At 72.1% G+C, this 21,907-nt stretch carries 23 protein-coding genes and 2 pseudogenes; 12 read left to right on the forward strand and 13 right to left on the reverse strand.

Annotated elements, in window-relative coordinates; genetic code table 11:
- The 3 genes and pseudogenes from AB0G35_RS33535 to AB0G35_RS33545 all read right to left on the reverse strand — a co-directional run.
- Nucleotides 1-84: pseudogene (locus AB0G35_RS33535) on the reverse strand (hydroxypyruvate isomerase); the annotation flags it as partial.
- A 152-nt stretch (nucleotides 85-236) separates the two neighbouring features.
- Complete coding sequence (gcl, locus tag AB0G35_RS33540) at nucleotides 237-2,018, reverse strand: glyoxylate carboligase (RefSeq protein ID WP_360957422.1); 1,782 nt, start codon at nucleotides 2,016-2,018, stop codon at nucleotides 237-239.
- 436 nt (nucleotides 2,019-2,454) lie between these two features.
- Nucleotides 2,455-3,681: an acyl-CoA dehydrogenase family protein gene (locus AB0G35_RS33545; RefSeq protein WP_360957425.1), complete on the reverse strand. Its 1,227-nt coding sequence runs from the start codon at nucleotides 3,679-3,681 to the stop codon at nucleotides 2,455-2,457.
- A gap of 161 nt (nucleotides 3,682-3,842) precedes the next feature.
- Between AB0G35_RS33545 and AB0G35_RS33550 the strand changes: the two genes are divergently transcribed.
- On the forward strand, nucleotides 3,843-4,490 hold the full coding sequence (locus AB0G35_RS33550; protein ID WP_360957428.1) for a TetR family transcriptional regulator: 648 nt from the start codon (nucleotides 3,843-3,845) through the stop codon (nucleotides 4,488-4,490).
- A gap of 35 nt (nucleotides 4,491-4,525) precedes the next feature.
- Here the strand turns inward: AB0G35_RS33550 and def are convergent, their stop codons facing one another.
- Nucleotides 4,526-5,086: a peptide deformylase gene (def, locus tag AB0G35_RS33555; RefSeq protein ID WP_360957431.1), complete on the reverse strand. Its 561-nt coding sequence runs from the start codon at nucleotides 5,084-5,086 to the stop codon at nucleotides 4,526-4,528.
- 182 nt (nucleotides 5,087-5,268) lie between these two features.
- Here def and AB0G35_RS33560 point away from each other — a divergent pair, with 182 nt between their 5' ends.
- The 5 genes from AB0G35_RS33560 to AB0G35_RS33580 all read left to right on the forward strand — a co-directional run bounded on the left by AB0G35_RS33560 (nucleotide 5,269) and on the right by AB0G35_RS33580 (nucleotide 9,825).
- On the forward strand, nucleotides 5,269-6,507 hold the full coding sequence (locus tag AB0G35_RS33560) for a MurT ligase domain-containing protein (protein WP_360957434.1): 1,239 nt from the start codon (nucleotides 5,269-5,271) through the stop codon (nucleotides 6,505-6,507).
- A gap of 38 nt (nucleotides 6,508-6,545) precedes the next feature.
- A complete protein-coding gene (locus tag AB0G35_RS33565; protein ID WP_360957437.1) occupies nucleotides 6,546-7,274 on the forward strand; it encodes a glutamine amidotransferase in 729 nt (242 codons plus the stop codon).
- Nucleotides 7,275-7,426: 152 nt separating this feature from the next.
- The gene (locus AB0G35_RS33570) at nucleotides 7,427-8,452 is read left to right on the forward strand and encodes a 6-phosphofructokinase (RefSeq protein WP_360957440.1); all 1,026 of its coding nucleotides are present in this window, start codon (nucleotides 7,427-7,429) and stop codon (nucleotides 8,450-8,452) included.
- A gap of 138 nt (nucleotides 8,453-8,590) precedes the next feature.
- Entirely contained in the window at nucleotides 8,591-9,550 is a 960-nt protein-coding gene (locus AB0G35_RS33575; RefSeq protein ID WP_360957443.1) for a cytochrome c oxidase assembly protein, read from the forward strand.
- 116 nt (nucleotides 9,551-9,666) lie between these two features.
- Complete coding sequence (locus tag AB0G35_RS33580) at nucleotides 9,667-9,825, forward strand: hypothetical protein (RefSeq protein WP_030414632.1); 159 nt, start codon at nucleotides 9,667-9,669, stop codon at nucleotides 9,823-9,825.
- A gap of 46 nt (nucleotides 9,826-9,871) precedes the next feature.
- On the opposite strand, the gene AB0G35_RS33585 is transcribed toward AB0G35_RS33580, so the two are convergent.
- Together AB0G35_RS33585 and AB0G35_RS33590 are read right to left on the reverse strand one after the other, a co-directional pair.
- The gene (locus tag AB0G35_RS33585) at nucleotides 9,872-10,303 is read right to left on the reverse strand and encodes an SSI family serine proteinase inhibitor (RefSeq protein WP_360957447.1); all 432 of its coding nucleotides are present in this window, start codon (nucleotides 10,301-10,303) and stop codon (nucleotides 9,872-9,874) included.
- Between the two features lie 319 nt (nucleotides 10,304-10,622).
- A complete protein-coding gene (locus AB0G35_RS33590) occupies nucleotides 10,623-11,312 on the reverse strand; it encodes a hypothetical protein (RefSeq protein ID WP_360957449.1) in 690 nt (229 codons plus the stop codon).
- A gap of 195 nt (nucleotides 11,313-11,507) precedes the next feature.
- Between AB0G35_RS33590 and AB0G35_RS33595 the strand changes: the two are divergent.
- Nucleotides 11,508-11,705: pseudogene (locus tag AB0G35_RS33595) on the forward strand (1-acyl-sn-glycerol-3-phosphate acyltransferase); the annotation flags it as partial.
- 122 nt (nucleotides 11,706-11,827) lie between these two features.
- Nucleotides 11,828-12,655, forward strand: a complete 828-nt coding sequence (locus AB0G35_RS33600) for a TIGR02452 family protein (protein WP_360957452.1) — start codon at nucleotides 11,828-11,830, stop codon at nucleotides 12,653-12,655.
- A gap of 138 nt (nucleotides 12,656-12,793) precedes the next feature.
- Here the strand turns inward: AB0G35_RS33600 and AB0G35_RS33605 are convergent, their stop codons facing one another.
- A complete protein-coding gene (locus AB0G35_RS33605; protein WP_360957454.1) occupies nucleotides 12,794-14,434 on the reverse strand; it encodes an alpha/beta hydrolase in 1,641 nt (546 codons plus the stop codon).
- Between the two features lie 558 nt (nucleotides 14,435-14,992).
- Between AB0G35_RS33605 and AB0G35_RS33610 the strand changes: the two genes are divergently transcribed.
- From AB0G35_RS33610 to AB0G35_RS33625, 4 genes are all read left to right on the forward strand, one after another.
- Nucleotides 14,993-15,376, forward strand: coding sequence for a hypothetical protein (locus AB0G35_RS33610; protein WP_360957457.1), 384 nt, complete (start codon nucleotides 14,993-14,995; stop codon nucleotides 15,374-15,376).
- Between the two features lie 44 nt (nucleotides 15,377-15,420).
- Nucleotides 15,421-16,269, forward strand: a complete 849-nt coding sequence (locus AB0G35_RS33615) for a hypothetical protein (protein ID WP_360957460.1) — start codon at nucleotides 15,421-15,423, stop codon at nucleotides 16,267-16,269.
- Between the two features lie 70 nt (nucleotides 16,270-16,339).
- Complete coding sequence (locus tag AB0G35_RS33620) at nucleotides 16,340-16,720, forward strand: roadblock/LC7 domain-containing protein (protein WP_360957463.1); 381 nt, start codon at nucleotides 16,340-16,342, stop codon at nucleotides 16,718-16,720.
- Between the two features lie 76 nt (nucleotides 16,721-16,796).
- Nucleotides 16,797-17,171: a hypothetical protein gene (locus AB0G35_RS33625; RefSeq protein ID WP_360957466.1), complete on the forward strand. Its 375-nt coding sequence runs from the start codon at nucleotides 16,797-16,799 to the stop codon at nucleotides 17,169-17,171.
- Between the two features lie 3 nt (nucleotides 17,172-17,174).
- On the opposite strand, the gene AB0G35_RS33630 is transcribed toward AB0G35_RS33625, so the two are convergent.
- From AB0G35_RS33630 to AB0G35_RS33655, 6 genes are all read right to left on the reverse strand, one after another.
- Nucleotides 17,175-18,035 carry an urease accessory protein UreD gene (locus tag AB0G35_RS33630; protein WP_360957469.1) on the reverse strand — a complete coding sequence of 287 codons (861 nt, stop codon included), beginning with the start codon at nucleotides 18,033-18,035 and terminating at the stop codon, nucleotides 17,175-17,177.
- Entirely contained in the window at nucleotides 18,032-18,724 is a 693-nt protein-coding gene (gene ureG, locus AB0G35_RS33635; protein WP_360957533.1) for an urease accessory protein UreG, read from the reverse strand. Before ureG ends, AB0G35_RS33630 begins: the two co-directional genes overlap by 4 nt.
- Before the next feature lie 64 nt (nucleotides 18,725-18,788).
- Nucleotides 18,789-19,463, reverse strand: a complete 675-nt coding sequence (locus AB0G35_RS33640) for an urease accessory UreF family protein (RefSeq protein ID WP_360957472.1) — start codon at nucleotides 19,461-19,463, stop codon at nucleotides 18,789-18,791.
- Nucleotides 19,464-19,521: 58 nt separating this feature from the next.
- Complete coding sequence (locus tag AB0G35_RS33645; RefSeq protein WP_360957475.1) at nucleotides 19,522-21,243, reverse strand: urease subunit alpha; 1,722 nt, start codon at nucleotides 21,241-21,243, stop codon at nucleotides 19,522-19,524.
- Nucleotides 21,236-21,547, reverse strand: coding sequence for an urease subunit beta (locus AB0G35_RS33650; protein ID WP_360957478.1), 312 nt, complete (start codon nucleotides 21,545-21,547; stop codon nucleotides 21,236-21,238). Before AB0G35_RS33650 ends, AB0G35_RS33645 begins: the two co-directional genes overlap by 8 nt.
- A gap of 17 nt (nucleotides 21,548-21,564) precedes the next feature.
- Nucleotides 21,565-21,867 (reverse strand): urease subunit gamma, encoded by a 303-nt coding sequence (locus tag AB0G35_RS33655; protein ID WP_360957481.1) that lies wholly within the window; start codon nucleotides 21,865-21,867, stop codon nucleotides 21,565-21,567.
- Nucleotides 21,868-21,907 lie beyond the last annotated feature (40 nt).

The following is a 21,907-nucleotide window of genomic DNA, read 5'->3' on the forward strand; positions in this document are numbered from 1 at the left end:
CGCGGCCGCCGGCCGCTCCAGCAACGGAAGCTCGGTGAACAGGATCGACAGATTGACATCGAAGCGCGTGTCCGTGAAAGCCATAAGGCCGGCGCCCCTTCTGGATAGTGGAACTGTTTTTCTGCGTACGGTACGGCCGTGCTACGGATGGCGGCGGTGCCGGGCGCGCCGGTCAAGAGCGCGCCCGGTTCGCCTCCGGAGCCGGCCCGGCGGCGGAACGCCGGGCCGGTCCGGCGTCAGGACTTGAGCGGCTTGATCGCGGTCGGGGCGTGCCCCGGCTCGGTCGCCAGCTCTTCCCACTCGTTGACGCCGGCGATGTCGCTGCCGCTCATCGAGATGTTGGTGATCCGCTCCAGGACGGCCTCGACGACGACCGGGACGCGGTACTCGGCGGCCAGCTTCTTGGCCTCCTCGAAGGCGGCGCCCAGCTCGTTCGGGTCGGTGACCCGGATGGCCTTGCAGCCCAGGCCCTCGGCGACCTTGACGTGGTCCACGCCGTAGACGCCGATCTCCGGCGAGTTGATGTTCTCGAACTCCAGGTTGACCTGGAAGTTGATGTCCAGGTTGCGCTGCGCCTGGCGGATCAGGCCCAGGTACGCGTTGTTCACCAGGACGTGGACGTAGGGGATCTTGTGCTGGGCGCCGACCGCCAGCTCCTCGATCATGAACTGGAAGTCGTAGTCGCCGGAGAGCGCGACGACCGGCGTCTCGGGGTCGGCGGTGGCGACGCCGAGCGCGGCCGGGATGGTCCAGCCGAGCGGGCCGGCCTGGCCGCAGTTGATCCAGTGGCGCGGCTTGTAGACGTGCAGCATCTGGGCGCCGGCGATCTGGGACAGGCCGATGGTGGTGACGTAGCGGGTCTCCGGACCGAAGGCCTTGTTCATCTCCTCGTAGACGCGCTGCGGCTTCATCGGGATGTTGTCGAAGTGCGTACGGCGCTGCAGCCGGGCCTTGCGCTCCTGCGTGGAGGCGGCCCACTCGCCGCGGTCCGGCAGCTTGCCGGCGGCCTTGAGCTCCTTGGCCACCTCGACGAACAGCTCCAGCGCGGCCTTGGCGTCCGAGGCGATGCCGTAGTCCGGGGCGAAGATCTTGCCGATCTGGGTGGGCTCGATGTCGACGTGGACGAACGTGCGGCCCTGGGTGTAGACGTCCAGCTTGCCGGTGTGGCGGTTGGCCCAGCGGTTGCCGATGCCCAGGACGAAGTCCGACTCCAGGAAGGTGGCGTTGCCGTAGCGGTGCGAGGTCTGCAGGCCGACCATGCCGGCGTTCAGCTCGTGGTCGTCGGCGAGGATGCCCCAGCCCATCAGGGTCGGGATGACCGGGGTGCCGGTCAGCTCGGCGAACTCGACCAGCAGGTCGGAGGCGTCGGCGTTGATGATGCCGCCGCCGGCGACGATCAGCGGGCGCTCCGACTCGTTCAGCAGCGCGAGGGCCTTCTCGATCTGGGCGCGGGTCGCGGCCGGCTTGAAGGCCGGCAGCGGCTCGTAGGTCTCCGGGTCGAAGTCGATCTCGGTGAGCTGGACGTCGACCGGCAGGTCGATCAGGACCGGACCGGGACGGCCGGAGCGCATCAGGTGGAAGGCCTGCTGGAAGACGCCGGGGACCTGGGCGGCCTCCATGACGGTGGTCGCGGCCTTGGTGACCGGCTTGGCGATCGAGGCGATGTCGACGGCCTGGAAGTCCTCCTTCTGGATCACCGCGGTCGGCGCCTGGCCGGTGATGCAGAGGATCGGGATGGAGTCGCCGATCGCGGAGTACAGGCCGGTGATCATGTCCGTGCCGGCCGGGCCGGAGGTGCCGATGCAGACGCCGATGTTGCCCGGGTGGGTCCGGGTGTAGCCCTCGGCCATGTGCGAGGCGCCCTCGACGTGCCGGGCCAGCGTGTGGTCGATCCCGCCGGCGCCCTTGAGGGCGGCGTAGAAGGGGTTGATCGCGGCGCCCGGCACGCCGAAGGCGTGGGTCACGCCCTCACGCTTGAGGATCTCCACCGCGGCGCGGGCGGCTGTCATTCGAGGCATCGCGTACTCCTGCGTCGACCTGTCACGGGCGGACCCCGGGCAAGGACCGGGAAGCATCTAGTTCCGTATCGTGGAAGCAATGTTTTGCTTTACGGAAGGAAAGTAGAGCGCGACGCACCGGCCGTCAAGGGGAGACGTGCCGCCCCGACCGGAAGACCCGCAGCAAGGGCCACCTGCGGGACGCCACGGAGGAGCCGGTGCACACCGACCGGCACGGGCACGGCCGACGCGTCCGTGCACCGAAACGACGACGCCCCGCCGCGATTGCTCGCGTCGGGACGTCGGGATGTCGGGGCGTCCGGACCGGAACCGGACCAGAAGTTGCCGTTGGAGAGGATCTCCCCCTGGGCGTCATGAACGGCGACGCGAAGGGCCCACAGGAGCGGGGCCCTTCTTCGTCCGTCTCGAACTACACGCGTCTCGCTGGGAGTTCGCCCTACCGGATCGGCACCCCCGACAGCGTCCGGGCGATGACCAGCCGCTGGATCTCGCTGGTGCCTTCGAAGATGGTGTAGATCGCGGCGTCGCGGTGCATGCGCTCGACCGGGTATTCGCGGGTGAAGCCGTTGCCGCCGAGGATCTGGACGGCCTGGGCGGTGACCTTCTTGGCGACCTCGCTGGCGAAGAGCTTGGACATGGAGCCCTCGGCGGAGGTGAAGGGCTTGCCCGTGGTGGCCATCCAGGAGGCGCGCCAGACGAGGAGGCGGGCGGCGTCGATCTGGGTGCGCATGTCGGCGAGTTGGAAGGCGACGCCCTGGTTGTCGATGATCGGGCGGCCGAACTGCTCGCGGGTCGTGGCGTACTCCAGCGCCTCCTCGTAGGCGGCGCGGGCGGTGCCGACGGCCATGGCGCCGACGGCCGGGCGGGATGCCTCGAACGTCGCCATGGCGGCGTTCTTCACCCTCTCCCCGCCCGCCTTGGCCTTCTCGCGGGCCCGGGCGAGGCGCTCGTCGAGCTTGTCCTTGCCGCCGAGGAGGCAGTGGCCGGGAACGCGGACGTCCTCCAGGACGACCTCGGCGGTGTGCGAGGCACGGATGCCGTGCTTCTTGAACTTCTGCCCCTGGGAGAGGCCGGGGGTGTTCGGCGGGACGATGAAGGAGGCGTGGCCCTTGGAGCCCAGCTCGGGGTCGACGACCGCGACGACGACGTGGACGCCTGCGATGCCGCCGTTGGTCGCCCAGGTCTTGGTGCCGTTGAGGACCCACTCATCCTTGGCCTCGTCGTAGACGGCGCGGGTACGCATCGAGGCGACGTCCGAGCCGGCGTCGGGCTCGGAGGAGCAGAACGCGGCCACCTTGACGTCGTTCGCGTCGCCGTACATCTGCGGGACCCAGGTGCCGATCTGCTCCTCGGTGCCGTTGGCGAGGACGCCGACGGCGGCCAGGCCGGTGCCGACGATGGACAGTGCGATGCCCGCATCACCCCAGAAGAGCTCCTCCATGGTCATCGGGATGCCCAGGCCGGTGGGGTCGAAGAACTGCTGGGCGTAGAAGTCCAGCGAGTACAGGCCGATCTTCGCGGCTTCCTGGATGACGGGCCAGGGGGTCTCCTCGCGCTCGTCCCATTCGGCGGCGGCGGGGCGCACGACGTCCGCGGCGAAGCCGTGAATCCAGTCACGGACTTCCTTCTGCTCGTCGTTGAGCTCCATGGTGAACTCGGCCATGTCCCCTCCAGTGCAGGCATTTCTCGTGTTACTAGCGGTAACAACGAAGTGTGTTACTCGTCAGTAAGCGCTGTCAACTCCCCCCTGGGCCGGATCACCGGCGAAGATCGGGTGTTACGTTGCGCGAGCGCCACGGATTCACAAGGGTGGGGAGCACGACCATGGAGAGCACAGACAACAGCGGCCGCCGGCACTCGGCGACCGAGCGCAGACGGCGGGAGCTGCTGGAGGCCGCCGAGCGCATCGTGCTGCGCGACGGCCCGGACGCCTCGATGAACGCCATCGCCGCGGAGGCCGGCATCACCAAGCCGATCCTCTACCGGCACTTCGGCGACAAGGGCGGTCTGTACCGCGCGCTGGCCGTCCGCCACACCGACGCCCTGCTGCTGAACCTGCGCACCGCGCTGGACGCGTCGGTGCTGCGCCGCGAGCGGGTCGAGGCCACCCTCGACGCCTATCTCCTGGCCATCGAGACCCGCCCGCAGGTCTACCGCTTCCTGATGCACCCGGCGGAGGAGAACACCCCGTCGGAGTCCGGTTTCGACGTGGGACGGCACGCCGCTCCGCTGCTGCGCCGGCTCGGCGAGGAGCTGGCCACCGTGATCATCGAACGGCTCGACCTCGGCCCCGGCGGCGAGGAACGGGCCCGGGTCTGGGGGCACGGCATCGTCGGCATGATGCACGGCGCCGGCGACTGGTGGCTGCGCGAACGCCCGTGCTCGCGCGAGCAGTTGGTCCAGCACCTGACCGATCTGCTGTGGGGCCAGCTGGCCGCCCTCAAGGACCGCGAGGACAGCCCCGGGTTCTGAACGGACGGCAGAGGGACAGCGGGGGAGCCGGCCGTTCAGCGGCCGGCGGTCTCCGCGTCCGCGGCCCACGGCGCCCGGGCCGCGGCGCGCAGCACCCGGCGGCGGCGCAGCCCGGTGAGGTGGTCGACGTACAGACCGCCGTCGAGGTGGTCGCACTCGTGCTGCAGACAGCGGGCGAAGAAGCCGGTGCCGGTCACCGTCCGCGGCTCGCCGGACGCGCTGAATCCGGTCACCACGGCCCGGTCGTGGCGCGGGGTGCCGGCCTCCAGGCCGGGGAGCGAGAGGCACCCCTCGGGCCCGCGGATCACCGGCCCGTCGGCCTCGACGAGCCGGGGGTTGACCAGGTGCCCCAGGTGGCGGCGGTCCTCGTCGTCGGGGCAGTCGTAGACGAAGACCCGCAGCGGGACGCCGATCTGGTTGGCGGCGAGCCCGACGCCGTGCGCGGCGTACATCGACGCGAACATGTCCTCGACGAGCGCGGCCAGCTCGTCGTCGAACGCGGTGACCTCCTGACAGGGCCCGGTCAGGGTCGGATCGCCGAGCAGACGCAGCGGGCGGGGCCGGCCGGAACTGCCGGGGATGGTGCCAAGGCGCATGGGGCAAGCGTACGGTCCTGGGCACCGCCGGATGTCGCCGGACGGGTGGCGGGGTTCGGGCCCGCCGCAGGATCTCGATAGGCTGATCCCCGACCGAAGCCTCCGGCCGGTCGTCGGCAGCGGAGGGGGCGTTCCACCGGCAGCCGCACGCCGGGCGCCGGATGCAAGGAGGATCTAGGACGATGGCAGGCAACACGGAGCCGCTGTCGCCGCGGGCCAAGCTGGCCGTGACGGCGGGCAAGGCCGCGGCGGCGGTGTCGCGCGCGGCGGGCCGCGGCAGCGGATCGGTGATCGGTGGCCGGGTGGCGCTGAAGCTCGACCCCGACCTGCTGGCACGGCTCGCCCGGCACCTGGACGTCGTCCTGGTGTCGGCGACCAACGGCAAGACCACGACGACCCGGCTGATCGCGGAGGCGCTGCGGGCCAGCGGCCCGGTGGTCTCCAACGCGCTCGGCGCCAACATGCCGGCCGGCATCACCTCCGCCCTCGCCGGCGGCTCGGACGCCAAGTACGGCGTGATCGAGGTCGACGAGAAGTACCTCGCCGGGGTGGCCCGGGACGTCACGCCGAAGGCCATAGCGCTGCTGAACCTCTCGCGCGACCAGCTCGACCGGGCCGCCGAGACCCGGATGCTGGCCGAGAAGTGGCGCGAGGGACTGGCCGGCTCCAAGGCCCTGATCGTCGCCAACGCCGACGACCCGCTGATCGTGTGGGCGGCCTCGTCCTCCGCGAACGTGGTGTGGGTCGCCGCCGGCCAGGAGTGGAAGGACGACGCCTGGTCCTGCCCCTCGTGCGGCGGTGTGATGCAGCGGCCGGGCGACGACTGGTTCTGCGCCGAGTGCGGTTTCCGCCGCCCCACGCCCAGCTGGGCGCTCTCCGGCGACCACGTCCTCGACCCGCACGGCAGCGCCTGGCCGATCAAGCTCCAGCTTCCGGGGCGGGCCAACAAGGCCAACGCGACCACCTCCGCGGCGGTCGCCGCCGCCTTCGGGGTGCCGCCGCAGGTGGCCCTGGAGCGGATGTTCTCGGTGCAGGCGGTGGCCGGCCGCTACGACGTGGTCACGTTCCAGCAGCGCGAGCTGCGGCTGCTGCTGGCGAAGAACCCGGCCGGGTGGCTGGAGACGTTCTCGCTGATCGACCCGCCGCCGACCCCCGTGATCATGTCGGTGAACGCCCGCGGCGCGGACGGCACGGACACCTCCTGGCTGTGGGACGTCGACTACACCCGCCTCGCCGGGCACCCGATCTTCGTGCTCGGTGACCGCAAGCTGGACCTGGCGGTGCGGCTGGAGGTCGCCGGCCTCGACTTCGAGGTGTGCGACAGCCTCGACGAGGCGGTGCAGCTGGCGCCGCCCGGCCGTATCGAGGTCATCGCGAACTACACCGCCTTCCAGGACCTGCGCCGTCGGGTGGGTAACTGACCATGATCCAGCCACCTTCACGACAAGGACGAGCAAGCATGAGTGACAACAGCCTGCGCCTGGTCTGGATCTACCCGGACCTGCTGAGCACCTACGGCGACCAGGGCAACGCCCTGGTGGTGGAGCGGCGGGCGCGCCAGCGCGGGCTGGACGTCCAGCGCCTGGACGTACGGTCCGACCAGCAGATCCCCACCTCCGGCGACATCTACCTGATCGGCGGCGGTGAGGACCGGCCGCAGCGACTGGCCTCCGAGCGGCTGATCCGCGACGGTGGTCTGAGCCGCGCGGTCTCCAACGGCGCGATCGTCTTCTCGGTGTGCGCCGGCTACCAGATCCTGGGCCACGAGTTCATCAACGACCTCGGTGAGCGGCAGCAGGGCCTGGGACTGCTGGACGTGGTGTCCACCCGCGGCGAGGGCGAGCGGTGCGTCGGTGACGTACTCGCCGACATCGACCCGCAGTTGGGGCTGCCGCCGCTGACCGGCTTCGAGAACCACCAGGGCGTGACGCATCTGGGCGCGACCGCCCGGCCGTTCGCCAAGGTCCGGTTCGGCAAGGGCAACGGCGTCGGTGACGGCTACGAGGGCGCGTACAACGACACCGTCTTCGGCACGTACATGCACGGCCCGGTGATGGCCCGTAACCCGCACATCGCCGACCTGCTGATCAAGCTGGCGCTGGACGTCAACGCGCTGCCCCCGGTGGACGACCGCTGGTACGAGGCGCTCCGCCAGGAGCGGATCGCCGCCGCGACCCAGCCCGCCTGAGCGATATATCCCTTTCGCGGCTTTTCCGTACGCCCGCAGTCCGCACTGCGGGCGTACGTGTGCCCGGACGCCCCGCGCTTGTAGGGTGAGCGGGATCCAACCGGACGACGGGGTCCGGGCCCCCCGGTTGAGTTGCAGAGGGTTTTCGAGCAATGCGTATTGGTGTCCTCACCTCCGGCGGCGACTGCCCCGGTCTGAACGCCGTCATCCGCTCCGTCGTCCACCGTGCCACCGCCGACCACGGCGATGAGGTGATCGGCTTCCGCGACGGCTGGAAGGGCCTGCTGGAAGCCGACTACCGCAAGCTCGACCTGGAGGCCGTCGGCGGCATCCTGGCCCGCGGCGGCACCATCCTCGGATCGTCCCGGGTGCAGCCGGCCCATCTGCGCGACGGTGTGGAGCGGGCCCGCGGCCATGTCGCCGAGCTGGGCCTGGACGCGATCATCCCGATCGGCGGCGAGGGCACGCTGAAGGCGGCGCGGCTGCTGTCGGACGCCGGGCTGCCGATCGTCGGCGTACCGAAGACCATCGACAACGACATCGCGGTCACCGACGTGACGTTCGGGTTCGACACCGCGGTGGGCGTGGCCACGGAGGCGCTGGACCGGCTCAAGACCACCGCCGAGTCCCACCAGCGGGTCATGATCGTCGAGGTGATGGGGCGGCACACCGGCTGGATCGCGCTGCACTCGGGCATGGCGGCCGGTGCGCACGCGATCGTGGTGCCGGAGCGCCCCTTCGACATCGACGAGCTCACCGCGCGGGTGTCAGCCCGTTTCGAGGCCGGCAAGAAGTTCGCCATCGTGGTGGTCGCCGAGGGTGCCAAGCCGCGTGAGGGCTCCATGTCGTTCGACGTCGGCGGCACCGACATCTACGGGCACGAGCGGTTCGCCGGGGTCGCCCGGCAGCTCTCCGTCGAGCTGGAGAACCGCCTCGGCAAGGAGGCCCGGCCGGTCATCCTCGGCCACGTCCAGCGCGGCGGCACCCCCACCGCGTACGACCGGGTGCTCGCCACCCGCTTCGGATGGCACGCCGTCGAGGCCGCGCACCGCGGCGAGTTCGGCATGATGACCGCGCTGCGCGGCACCGACATCACGCTGGTCCCGCTGGCCGAGGCGGTGGAGAGTCTCAAGACGGTGCCCGCGGAGCGCTACGACGAGGCCGAGTGCGTGCTGTGACCCGGGCCACCGCGCACCGCACCCCCGCCCGCTCCGCACGGTAGTTCCCTGCGGTACGACCCGCCCCCGGCCGCGATCACGGCCGGGGGCGGTTCTACGCTTGTCGCCGGAGCATTGGTACGAATCAGGAGCGAGCGGATGGATCACAGCGGGCACGGCATGGACGGCATGCAGATGGATCTACCGCCGTTCACGCTCGGGCGGGGCCTCGCGTTCGGTGGTGATCCGGTCTTCCTCATCGGCTGTCTGCTGGCCCTCGGGCTGTACGGCTGGGCGGTCGTCCGGCTGCGGCGCCGGGGCGACGCCTGGCCGCTGGGCCGGGTCGTCGCCTGGGCCCTGGGCGTGGTCACCGTGGCGCTGGCCATGTGCACCCAGCTGAACGACTACGGCATGGCGATGTTCAGCGTGCACATGGTGCAGCACATGATCGTGAGCATGCTCTCGCCGATCCTGCTGCTGCTCGGCGCGCCGGTGACGCTGGCGCTGCGGGCGCTGCCCACCGCCGGACGCGGCCGCAAGGGCCCCCGGGAGCTGCTGGTGGCGCTGCTGCACAGCCGCTACATGCGGGTCATCACGCACCCCGCCTTCACCATCCCGCTGTTCATCGCGAGCCTCTACGCGCTCTACTTCTCGCCGCTGTTCGACTTCCTGATGGAGTCCCGGGCCGGGCACCTCGGGATGATGGTGCACTTCCTCGCGGTGGGCCTGGTCTTCTTCTGGCCGATCATGGGCGTCGACCCGGGGCCGCACCGCCCCGGTTATGTGATGCGGATGCTGGAGCTCTTCGCGGGCATGCCGTTCCACGCCTTCTTCGGCATCGCGCTGATGATGGCCTCGGAGCCGATGGTCGACACCTTCCTGCACCCGCCGGCCTCGCTCGGCATCGAGGCACTGTCCGACCAGCAGGCCGCCGGTGGCATCGCCTGGGCGTTCAGCGAAATCCCGTCCGTCGTGGTGCTGATCGCGCTGGTCTTCCAGTGGTACAAGTCCGAGGAGCGGCAGTCGCAGCGCGCCGACCGGGCCGCCGACCGCAACGGCGACCAGGACCTCGCCGACTACAACGCGTACCTCGCCTCGCTCAACGCACGGGGGCGGTAGGGCGTCGAACGGGCGGGGCGACCGTCTGGCGGTACGGGCCGCGGCCGGGGACGATGGTCCCATGGCCGCGGCCCGCTGCGTTTCTTGGCTCCGGGCCGCCGTGAGGAGGATGCGGGATGCCCGGATCTGTGAGGACGATGGCCGTGTGCACGGTGACCGGTCTGGTGGCCGCCACCGCCTACACCGTGGCGCTGGGCGCCAATGGCTGGCTCTGGTTCTGCTGGGTGATCCTGGCCGTGGTGACGGTCGGGGTGGTGGCGGCCCGGCCGAACTGAGGGGCGGGCCGGCCCCGGAACCGGCGGGCTCCGCCGCCTGTAGGTGTCAGAAGCGGAAGACCGGCCCCGTGGCGGAGTCCAGCGTGCAGGCGTTGGGGAACTCCTTGCGCCAGTTCACCGGTCCGCCGCGCCAGTTGCCGGTCGCGGTGACGTGGACCGGGTCGTACTGCCGGGTGCAGGCGTGCGGTTCGCCGGGCAGTGCGTCGAAATCGCCGCGGGCCCAGGTCAGCGCGTCGCAGGCGGCGGCCGCGTGGGGGTGCCTGCCGTAGACGTCCGGGCAGGAGAGCCGCACCCCGCGGATCCAGGTGTCGTGGTCCCCGGAGATGGTCAGCAGCAGCCCCGGGCCGGCGGGCGGCGGTGGTTCGGTGGCACCGGCCGGGGCGGCACAGAACGCACCGGCAAGCGCGGCGGACACGGCCGCGGCCATGACTGTGGGCACGGCGACACGCGCGGTGCGGCGTCGGTGGTGCACGGGCATCGGTGCCTCCTGGGGAACGCTGGGGGGCTTCAGGCCACCCCGCCGGCCCGCGACACACAAGCGGCCACGCCGTGAGGTCGCCCGTACGCGCCGTTCCCGGGCCGCCCCTCCGCCGTTCCGGGCCCCTCGCCCCGCCTCGGGCCCGTGCGGAAAAGGGTGGCCGGTGACGGAGGAGGCGGCTTCCGTCACCGGCCACCGGACCGGAGGGGGTTTTCCTGAACCGGGCTCTCGCCGCCGGGCTCCCACGCCCGGGGTGTCACGCCCGGGGTGTCACGCCCGGGGTGTCACGCCCGGGCATGTCACGCCCGGCTGTGCGCCGTTAGCCCACGCGCTCGATGCGGGCGTGGCGGATCAGGAACTTGCCCGCCTCCCGCACCTGCTCGAACGCCGCGTTGTTGAGCAGGACGCAGCTGCCCGACGTCGAGGTCACGGACACGGTCGTCGACTTGTTGTTGTCCAGGTTGGTCACCTTGAGTTTCGTGCCTTTGGGGAACTGGTCGCTGGACGCGGCCGGTGCGCCGCCCTCGCCGGAGAGGGTGACCGTCGAGCCGGGGCAGACCACGTCACCGCCGGCCGCCGGCGGGGCGCCGGACGCCGACGGGTCGGCCGATCCCGGCGGAGCGGCCGAGGAGCTCGGGTCGGCCGAGGAACCCGGTGGTGCCTCGGAGGCGGGCGGGGCGCTGCTCTGGGGCGGCGCACCGCCCTGGGGTGGCGCACCCGCTGTGTCCCCGCCCGCTCCCCCACTGCAGCCGGCGGCCTGCTGCTTGACCTGGATCTCCTTGATCACCGCCTGCCGGTTGGCGATCCGCGCCGCCGACTGCGCGTCCGGGTGGGCCTGTTGGTCGGCGATGAACTTCTGGTTGTTGCTCAGGGCGGCGGCCAGTCCGTCGCAGGCCACCGACGCCTGGCTGGTGCCGGTGGTGACGATGGCGATACCACCCACCAGCGCCGCGGCGCTCACCGCGACCACGATCTTCTGCCGTCGGGTGACTCTCCTCTTGCGGGACATGCAGGGCTCCTGTCCTCGGCCCGGAACGGGGGACCGGGCTCGCTCGTCGGTCAGTACGGTCAGCCACCTCGCATGGGCTCAGACCAAGTTCAAAGTTGTCCGGGGATGCCAAAACCGCTGCCCGCGCGTCAGCATCGATGCGCGCCAAGGTGGTTACTTCCGGCGGAAGGTGCTCATAAACTCACTGCGCCGCGCCGGTACGCGGGCCTGGCCGACGAGCGCACCGCGCTGCGCGCCGTCACCGACGAGATCATGTACGCGATCCTCACCCTCTCCGGGCAGGAGTACGTCGACCTGTACGCCACCGAGGCCAAGGCCCGGGCGCAGGCCGAGGCGCACCCGCAGGCGCGCCGCCGGCGAACGGCACCGCGCACCCCGCCCGACGCCGCCTAGCGTTCCGGACATGACGACGGGCGTCCGGGCAGCGCGGTCCGGGCACCCGTTATTCGATCGCGCGTCCCGTCCCGCGCCCCTACCGTGATCACCATGATGACGTGGGAAGAAGGGTGCCGTCGATGAGCGCCCGTTTGCGGGGGATGGCGCAGGAGACCGAGCGGATCGTTGCGCAGGGGGTGTACCGGGCGCCGAGCGGGCGGCTGGTGGAGATCGCGGAGCAGGTGGCGCGGGCCCGCGCCGGGACGCGGCTGTACGGGCCGGAGCCGGTCGCGGTGCCGGAGCCGGAGGCCGGCGGCCGGGAGACCGGGTTCGAGGTGACGGGCGAAGGGAGCCTGACGGCGGGGCGGCGGCTGGCCGGGAGCGGCGGTGGGCCGGTCGCGGTGCTGAACTTCGCCTCGGCGCGCAATCCCGGCGGTGGCTATCTCAACGGTGCGCAGGCGCAGGAGGAGGCGCTGTGCCGGGGGTCGGCGCTGTACGCGTGCGTGCGCGAGGCGCCGGAGTTCTACGCGGCGCACCGGGCCGCACCGAATCCCTTCTACAGTGACCGGGTGATCCTCTCGCCGGGTGTGCCGGTGTTCCGGGACGATCGCGGGTCGCTGCTCGAAGTGCCGTACGAAACCGGGTTCTTGACGGCGGCGGCGCCGAACGCGGGGGTGATCGCGCGGCAGCGGCCGGCCGAGGCGGGGCGGGTGCCGGCGGCGCTGGCGGTGCGGGCGGAGCGGGTGCTGGAGGTCGCGGCGGCCGGCGGGTACCGTCAGCTGGTCCTCGGCGCCTGGGGGTGCGGGGTGTTCCGCAACGAACCCGCCGATGTGGCACGGGCGTTCGCCGCGCAGCTGCGGGGTGCCGGCAGGTTCGCGGACCGGTTCGGCCGGGTGGTGTTCGCGGTCCTGGACCGCCGTAAGGACTCCCCCACCAGGGCCGCCTTCGCCGAGGCGTTCGCGGCGTGAGCGGCCGGGCGTGGCGCGCCCGCCGATGGTCAAGCCCGGGCCGATCGCGGGCTGAGCCGGGCCAGGGCGCAGGGCGAGGGCGGCCGGGTGGATTCCCGGCCGCCCTCTCCTCCTGGTGGTTCCGGTGCCGCTATCGGGTCACCGGGCTGCCGGGAGGTCGGCCTTGCCCGCGGCCACCGCGGTGGCCTTGGCCGGCGCGGTGGCCGGCTTCGGCGTGGCGTGCGGGGCGCAGGTCACGTCCTTGGCGTCGGTCTTCCCCTCCAGGAAGTACGCGTCGACCCGGTCGTTGATGCAGGGGTTGACCTGACCGGTGACGCCGTGCGAACCGGCGTCCCGCTCGGTGATGAGGCGGGAGCCCGCGAACCGCTTGTGCAGCTCGACGGCGCCGTCGTAGGGCGTCGCCGCGTCACGGGTGCTCTGCACGATGAGCACGCTCGGCAGGCCCTTGCCGGTGCGGACCTCGACCGGCCGCTGCTGCTTGACCGGCCAGGTGGCGCAGGGCAGGTTCATCCAGGCGTTGGACCAGGTCATGAACGGGGCCTGCTGGTGGATGCGGGTGTTGTCGCGGTCCCACTTCCGCCAGCTGGTGGGCCACTTGGTGTCGGTGCACTCGACGGCCGTGTAGACGGCGTTGCCGTTCTCCGCGGCGATGTTGCCCGCGGTGTCCTGGAGGTTCGGCCCGGCGTTCTCGATCAGCGGCTTCGGGTCGCCGGCGCGGTAGGCGCTCCAGACCTGCGCGACGGTGGCCCACATCGAGTCGTAGTAGGGCGCGTTCTGGAAGAAGCCGGTGAGCTCCGCCGGGCCGACCACGCCGCCGATGGGGTTCTTCTTGGCGGTGGCGCGCAGCTGCTCCCAGGCCGCCTGGACCTTCTCGGGGGTGTCGCCGATGTGGTAGGCGCCGTCGTTCTTGGCGACCCACTTCTTCCAGTCGCCCCAGCGCGTCTCGAAGGCGATGTCCTGGTCGAGGTTGGCCTGGTACCAGACCTTCTCGCGGGACGGGTTGACGACGCTGTCGACGAGCATCCGGCGCACGTGGTCCGGGAACAGCGTCGCGTAGACGGCGCCGAGGTAGGTGCCGTACGAGACGCCCAGGTAGTTGAGCTTCTTCTCGTGCAGCGCGGCGCGGATCACGTCGATGTCGCGGGCGGTGTTCGCGGTGGTCATGTACGGCAGCAGGGCGCCGCTGCGCTCCAGGCAGCCGTCCGCGTACTCCTTGGCGAGCTTGCGCTGGGCGCGCTTGTCCGCCTCGCTGTCCGGCACCGGGTCGGCCTTCGGTGCCTTGACGAACTCCTGCGGGTCGATGCAGGAGATCGGGGCGGAGTGGCCGACGCCGCGGGGGTCGAAGCCGACGAAGTCGTACGCCTTCGCGGTCTTGGCCCACAGCGGGTTCTTGTTGGTGATGCGGGTCGGGAAGCGCATGCCCGAACCGCCGGGTCCACCGGGGTTGTAGAGGAGGGAGCCCTGGCGCTCCTCCTTGCCGCCGGTGCTGACGGCACGGTCGACGGCGATCTTGATCGTGCGGCCGTTGGGCCGGGCGTAGTCGACCGGGACGGTCACGAAACCGCACTGGACGGGCGACTTCAGGCCCCAGTCGGCGGGGCAGTCCTGCCAGTGGATGCCCTTCTTGGCCGCCCGCGCGGCGGCGATGTGGACTCCGCGGGCCTCGGCCGAGCCCTTCTTGTGGTGTTCCCCCGCGCTGGCGGGTGTGGCTATCGCGGTGGCGAGGAGAGCCCCGGTCACCAGGGTGCCGGCGGCGCCGAGCACTGCTGATTTTCTCACGTGGTGTGTTCCCCCTGCATGGTGCGCCACTTGTGGCGCCGTTGATCACAGGCCTACGGAGGGATCCTGTCGTCTGCGTGCCGCTCTGAACAGGTTTGACCGGCGATTCTTTACCAAGCTGTAGGTTTCCGGCAGTTACCGGGCCGCGGGTCTGCGGTGGTGGCGCTGGCCGGACGTCGCGGCGGAACCCTGCCTTTCCGGCCAAGGGGCGGAAGGCCTGCGCGGGCGGTGTTGCGTCGGGGGCGGGGCAGTGTCCGCCGAACGTAACTCGTCCTGGTGGGACCGCATCTGACGGGTCGCCAGACGCGGCCGCCACGGGTGCCGCAACGGCCTCCGGGCGACCCTCCGACTGGCCGCCGCGGCACCACCGAGGGGCGAGAACGAGTCAATTGCCTTGAACGTGCCCACGAGGCATGTGCCACGCGCACACCTTCAGTAACCTTCCGTGAAGGCTCTCCCACTCACCGCCACACGGGAGGGCTTCGGCGTTTCCGCTCGGTCCGGAACGCCGTCCCGTCGTCCGAGCCGTCGTCCAAGCCCTCGCGAAGGAGATCCGAAGTGCCGGGTATCGATCAGGTGTTGGCCCAGGCGATGGGAATACCGGGGGTGCTGGGGGCCGGACTGATCGACTGGACCAGTGGGCTGACGCTCGGGACGGCCGGCCGGGCGCCGCACGGCGACCATGACGCGGCCGCCGCCGACACCGCGGAGGTCGTCCAGGCGGTGGCGCGCAACGCCACCTTCGACACCCCCGGCGCCACCGGCCCCGGCCTGGAGGACCTGATCATCACGGCCGCCGGCTGCTACCACCTGATCCGCTTCGTGCACACCGCCTTCGACAGCCAGACGTATCTGTACCTGTGGCTGGACCGTACGCAGGCGAATCTCGCCGTGGCCCGAATGCGGCTGCGCGACCTGGCGGCGGGGCTGGTCGCGGCCTGACGGCCCGGCGCGGCCAGTTCGCACGAACGGTGAGGGAACGAGCCATGGGCCTGCCCCCGTCTCCCGCGCCCGGCCCGGCCGGGCTGCTCGACCGGTGTGCCGCCGAACGCGTCACCGGCGCGCTGCGCGGCCCGCACGGCTGTGTCTACCTCCTCGACGGCGCGGTCACCTGGGTCGAGGGCGCCGCGGCGCCCGGGATCGAGGTGCGGCTCAGCGCGGCGGGGAGAGTGCCGCCGCAGGGCTGGCGGTACGCCGTCGAAACGGCCGGGCCGCAGCGGCAGGGCGGCCGGTTCCTGGTCAGCGAGGGCTGGCTGAGCCAGGGCGAGCTGGAGATCTGCCATCTCGCCGCCCTGCTCGACGCGGCGTTCTTCGCGCTGCCACTGCCGCCCGAGACCACGTCCTTCACCCCCGGGACCGGGCACTGGCTGGGTGTCGTCCGCCCGATCAGCGCCGGTGACCTGCAGCGGGCGACGGCCCGCCGCCGGGCACTGCTGGACCGGCTGCGCGCCTGGGCGGCGGTCGACACCCAGCCCGTCGTACCGGCCGGCCCCGGCGCTCCGGCGGGTACGACACCGCGGCAGCGGCGGTTGCTCGCACACGCCGACGGCCGGCACACCCCCTGTGAACTCGCCCGCGTCCTGGGCCAGTCGGCGTTCGTGACACTGCTGGACATCCGCCGGCTCGCCGCGGCCGGTCTGGTCCGGATGCCGTCGGCACCCGCCGGACTCCCCCGCCGCCGGCCGGGCGCCCGACCGGCCGGCCAGCCGCCGCCCGGCGCCGGCGGACGCCGTACCCCCACCTGGCAACCACCGGTGCCGGAGCTCCTCGACACCCGGGACCCGGACGTTGCCCTCCTTGTCCGACTGCGTACGGCACTGGAGGAGAACCTGTGACCCCTTGTCCGCGACGACCGTGCACGGCATGAGGCGCGCCCTCGGAAGGCGGGCCACGAAAAGGAGACTGATGACGATCGAACCCCGGATACGGGACGAACTGCTGACGCTGCGCGATCAAGTGCGGCATTTCCAGGGCGGCATGGTCGCGAGCGCGGACGGCATGGTGATCGCCCACGATCTGGCGGACATCGAACCGGACGGACTGGCCGCGCTGACCGCAGCGGCCATCGGGGTCGCCAAGCGGCTCACCGAGGCGACCGGGCAGGGCGCTTTCGAGGAGTCCCTGACCCGCGGCACCGACGGCTACATCGCCGCCTACTCGGCCGGCCGCCGTGCCGTGCTCACCGCCGTGACCGGCCCGGACACCAATGTGGGCCGGCTCCATCTGCAGGCCAGGCGGGCGGCCGAGCGCATCGGGACGCTGGTCGACGCGCCCCCGCGCCGCTGAGCCGGCCCGCCGCACGTCCCCGTAATCCACCGCACACCGCACCCACCTCCACCCCGACGAAAGGTCACCACCCCTCATGGCTCAGATGGAATCCGCCCTCGCCGACGCGATGTCCACCATCGAAGGCGCGATGGGCGTCGCCCTGGTCGACTACACCAGCGGCATGGCGCTCGCCACGCTCGGCGACAACCAGGCCCTGGACCTCAACATCGCCGCGGCCGGCAACACCGATGTCGTCCGCGCCAAGATGCGCACGATGGAGATGCTCGAACTCCAGGGCTCCATCGAGGACATGCTCATCACGCTGACCTCGCAGTACCACATCATCCGGCCGGTCACGGGCAAGAACGGCAGCGGTCTCTTCCTCTACCTGGTGCTGGACCGCAAGCGCGCCAATCTGGCGCTGGCGCGCCACCGCCTGGCCCGGCTGGAGGCCGATCTGGAGGTGTGATCCTCAAGCGCCGAGCCCCCGGGCGGCCTCGTCCAGGAGACGGCGCAGCCGCAGCGCGTCCGGGGCGACGGCCGTGGCCAGGACGCCGGGACCGGCCAGCGGCGCCAGAACGCCCTGGGCGTCACGCCGTTGGTCACTGGACCGCCGGCCCTGGGGCGGCCGGTCACCGGTCGCGCCGAGCAGCCGCACTCCGGTCGGCTCCGCCTCGAACTCGGGTGCCACGAGGAGGAGTTGGCCGACGGCCCGGTGGCCGCCCAGGACCGCCGAGCTGTCCCAGCCGGGGGTGTCGGCCCCGTAGGCGGTCTCCTGGTCGAGCAGGGTGCGTCCGGCGCGCCGGACGGTGAGCCGGCTGCGCAGGGCCCCGGTCGGCTCGCCGCTGCGGCCGAGGACCTGTTCCTCGCGGAGCACGAGCCGGGCGGTGGCGGCCAGTTCGACGGTCGTGGCCATCCGCAGGTCGCTGCCGGCGGCCGAGATCAGCGGCTCGGGCAGCCAGTCCAGCCGGGCGCCCTCGCCCACCGTGAGGCGTACGTCGTAGTGGGCGGGCTCACCGGTCCGGCCGGGCAGCGCGACGGTGGCCGCGGCGGCCGTGACGTGCAGCGCGCTGCCGGCCTCGGCGGTGACGTCGATGGCCAGCCGGTCACCGCCGAGCGGGGCGCTCATGGCACCGACGACACAGACCCGGGCCGGGCCGCCGTGCGCGCGGAGCCGGCGCAGCGCGAACGGGCCGTCGCCGTCCAGGACGGGCAGCCGGGTGGTGCCCCCGCCGTCGGCCCGGGCGACGATGCGGGCGGTGGCGCGCAGGCCGGCCGGGGACGGGGTGCCGGGGCGCGCCGGTGTGGTTTGCGGGGGAAGGGCGAGCGTCATGCCGGGCCCGCGGTCCAGTCCGCCAGCCGGGCCCGGACCCAGTCCGACACCGGCCGCACGCCGTTCTCCGTCTTCAACGCCGTGAAGGCGACCGGGAGTTCGCCGCGCTGGGCCTTGGCGTCGCGGGCCATGCCCGCCAGGTCGACGCCGACGTACGGGGCGAGGTCGGTCTTGTTGATGACGAGCAGGTCGGCGGTGGTGACGCCGGGGCCGCCCTTGCGCGGGATGTCGTCACCGCCCGCGACGTCGATGACGAAGATCTGGAAGTCGACCAGGCCCTTGGAGAAGGTCGCGGTGAGGTTGTCGCCGCCGGACTCGACCAGGATCAGGTCGAGCGGCCCCACGGTGTCTTCGAGGTCCTCGACGGCCTCCAGGTTGGCGGAGATGTCGTCGCGGATCGCGGTGTGCGGGCAGGCGCCGGTCTCCACCGCGGAGATCCGCTCGGCGGGCAGTACCGCCTCGCGGAGCAGGAACTCGGCGTCCTCGCGGGTGTAGATGTCGTTGGTGACCACCGCGAGGGACAGCTCGTCGCGCAGCGCGCGGCACAGCGCGGCGACGGTGGCGGTCTTGCCGGTGCCGACCGGGCCGCCCAGGCCGATGCGCAGCGCCCGCCGGGTCCCGTCGGCACGCTGGGCGGCGACGCTGTAGGTGTGGCGTTCGGGGAAGGTTTCGTGGTGGTCGAGGTGCATGGTCACTCCGGTGGTTCGTACGGCCGCCGGGGGCGGCGCGGGTGCCGGCCTGGGCCGGGCGGGGTCAGGAGGCGAAGAGGCGGACCGGCCAGGCGGCGTGTGCTTCCGCGGTGATGTCGAGCAGCGGGGCGGACGCGGCGGGCAGCGCGTCGACTCCTTCGGCGGCCACCCGTTCCGCGGCCGCGGCGCCCTGTTCGGCGACCCGGTCGACGTCCGCGGCGAGGCGGGCGAGCACCGCGGTGGCGTCGAACGGGTCCAGGCTGAGCAGCCGGACGGCGGCGGTGGCCGGGCCGCTGACGGTCTCGTACGCCACGGCGTACGCGGCGTCCTGCGGCGGCAGTCCGGCGGACCGGGCGGCCAGGCCGAGGACGACGGGCTGGTGGGCGCCGCGCGGACGGGCCGCGGCGAGCGCGTCGAGTGCGGGATCCGGCCAGGTGGCGCGGGCGGCCCGCATCATCTGCCGGCCGAGCCGCCGGGCCACCTGCCGGAGCGCCGGTACGGGTGTGCGGGCGTCGGCGGCGTCGTCCAGCAGGAGCGGGTCGCAGCCGGCCGCGGCCGCCGCGGCGAGTGCGGCGGCGACCAGGCCGGCGGTGTGCAGCCGGCCCCGGCAGAAGCGCTCCAGGGTGGCGGCGTCCTTGATGTGGCCCGCGGCGACGGCCGGTTCGGCGCCGCCCGAGTGGGCGTGCCCGCCGGCGGGGAACCGGCCGTCGGCGAGGACGAGCAGCGCGGCGCGGCTCATCGGTGGTCCGTGGTGGTCATCGGGGTCTTCCTCATGGCGTGCAGAGCGATCGGAGCGTTCAGAAGAGGAAGTAGCGCTGGGCCATGGGGAGTTCGGCGGCCGGACGGGGTTCGACCACCTCGCCGTCGATGGTCACCGTGAAGGTGTCGGGGTCGACATGGACCCGCGGCAGCGCGTCGTTGTTGCGCATGTCCGCCTTGGTGACACCGCGGGTGGAGCGGATCGCCTCGTACGCCTTGGCCAGCGGCAGGCGCCCGGGGAGGCCGTCCTCCAGGGCCTGCGGGGAGACGAAGTTGACCGAGTTGCTGCCGGGGGCCTTGCCGGTGGCGCCGAACATCGGGCGGGGCAGGACCGGCTGCGGGGTGGGGATGGAGGCGTTGGCGTCGCCCATCTGCGCGTACGCGATCTGCCCGCCCTTGATGACCAGTTGGGGCTTGACGCCGAAGAACGCCGGGTCCCACAGGACGAGGTCGGCGAGCTTGCCGTCCTCGACGGAGCCGACGAGGTGGTCGATGCCCTGGGCGAGGGCCGCGTTGATGGTGTACTTCGCGACGTAGCGGCGGGCGCGGTGGTTGTCGGCGCCGCCGTCGCCGGGGAGCGCACCGCGGCGCCGCTTCATCACGTGCGCGGTCTGCCAGGTGCGCAGCACGACCTCGCCGATCCGGCCCATGGCCTGGGCGTCGGAGGCCATGATCGAGATGGCGCCGAGGTCGTGCAGGATGTCCTCGGCGGCGATGGTGGAGGGCCGGATCCGGGACTCCGCGAACGCCAGGTCCTCGGGGACGGCGGGGTTGAGGTGGTGACAGACCATCAGCATGTCGAGGTGTTCCTCGACGGTGTTGACGGTGTGCGGCCGCGTGGGGTTGGTGGACGCGGGCAGCACGTTGGGCTCGGAGACCATGGCGATCATGTCGGGCGCGTGGCCGCCGCCGGCGCCCTCGACGTGGAACGCGTGGAGGGAGCGGCCGGCGATGGCGGCGAGGGTGTCGCCGAGGAAGCCGGCCTCGTTCAGGGTGTCCGTGTGGATCGCGAGCTGGGCGCCGCTCTCCTCGCAGACGGTCAGGCAGGCGTCGATGACGGCGGGGGTGGCGCCCCAGTCCTCGTGGATCTTGAAGCCGAGGATGCCGGCCCGCAGTTGGTCGCGCATCGAGGCGAGGGAGGTGGTGTTGCCCTTGCCGAGCAGTCCGACGTTGACCGGGAAGGAGTCCATCGACTCCAGCAGCCGGGCGATGTGCCAGGCACCGGGCGTGATGGTGGTGGCCTTGCTGCCCTCGGCCGGTCCGGTGCCGCCGCCGATGAGCGTGGTCACGCCGGAGGCGAGCGCCTCGTCCGCCTGCTGGGGGCAGATGAAGTGGACGTGGGTGTCGATGCCGCCGGCGGTGAGGATCTTGCCGTTGCCGGCGATGATCTCGGTCTCGGGGCCGATCACCAGGTCGGGGTGGACGCCGTCCATGGTGTCGGGGTTGCCGGCCTTGCCGAGGGCGGTGATCCGGCCGTCACGGATGCCGACGTCGGCCTTGACGACGCCCCAGTGGTCGAGGACCACGGCGCCGGTGATCACGGTGTCGGGGGCGCCCTCGGCACGGGTGGTGCGGGACTGGCCCATCGACTCGCGGATCACCTTGCCGCCGCCGAAGACCGCCTCGTCGCCGGCCCGGCCGGGTCCGCCGGAGCGGTCCTCGGTGATCTCGATGACCAGGTCGGTGTCCGCGAGCCGGATCCGGTCGCCGACGGTCGGGCCGAAGAGATCGGCGTACGCCTGGCGCGTCAGCTCAGCCATCGAGGGTGCCTCCGGTCTCGCCGCGCAGCCCCGGGACGGTCCGCTTGCCCGCGAGGGGGACCAGCTCGACCTCCGTCGGGATGCCGGGCTCGAAGCGCACGGCGGAGCCGGCCGGGACGTTCAGCCGCTTGCCGTGCGCGTCCGCGCGGTCGAAGTCGAGGCCGGGGTTGGCCTCGGCGAAGTGGTAGTGGGAGCCGACCTGGACGGGGCGGTCGGCGGCGTTGAGGACGGTCATGCGCGTGACGGGGAGGCCTTCGTTGAGGCGTACCGGCTCGTCGGCGTGGAGGATCTGTCCCGGGATCATGGTCTGCGCTCCCGCGGTCAGTTGATGGGTTCGTGAACGGTGACGAGCTTGGTGCCGTCGGGGAAGGTGGCCTCGACCTGGACGTCGTGGATCATCTCGGGCACTCCCTCCATCACCTCGTCGCGGGTGAGGACCTTCCGGCCGGAGGACATCAACTCGGCGACGGTACGGCCGTCCCGGGCGCCTTCGAGGATGTGCACGGTCAGCAGGGCGATCGACTCCGGATGGTTGAGCTTCAACCCTCGGGAACGTCGCTTTTCGGCCACGTCTGCCGCCACATGAATCATCAAACGTTCTTGTTCATGCGGGGTCAGTTGCATACCTTCCACCTCACAGTCTTCCCGTCCGGACACGTTTGCC

The organism is Streptomyces sp. NPDC021749 (assembly GCF_040640655.1).
Taxonomy (GTDB): domain Bacteria; phylum Actinomycetota; class Actinomycetes; order Streptomycetales; family Streptomycetaceae; genus Streptomyces.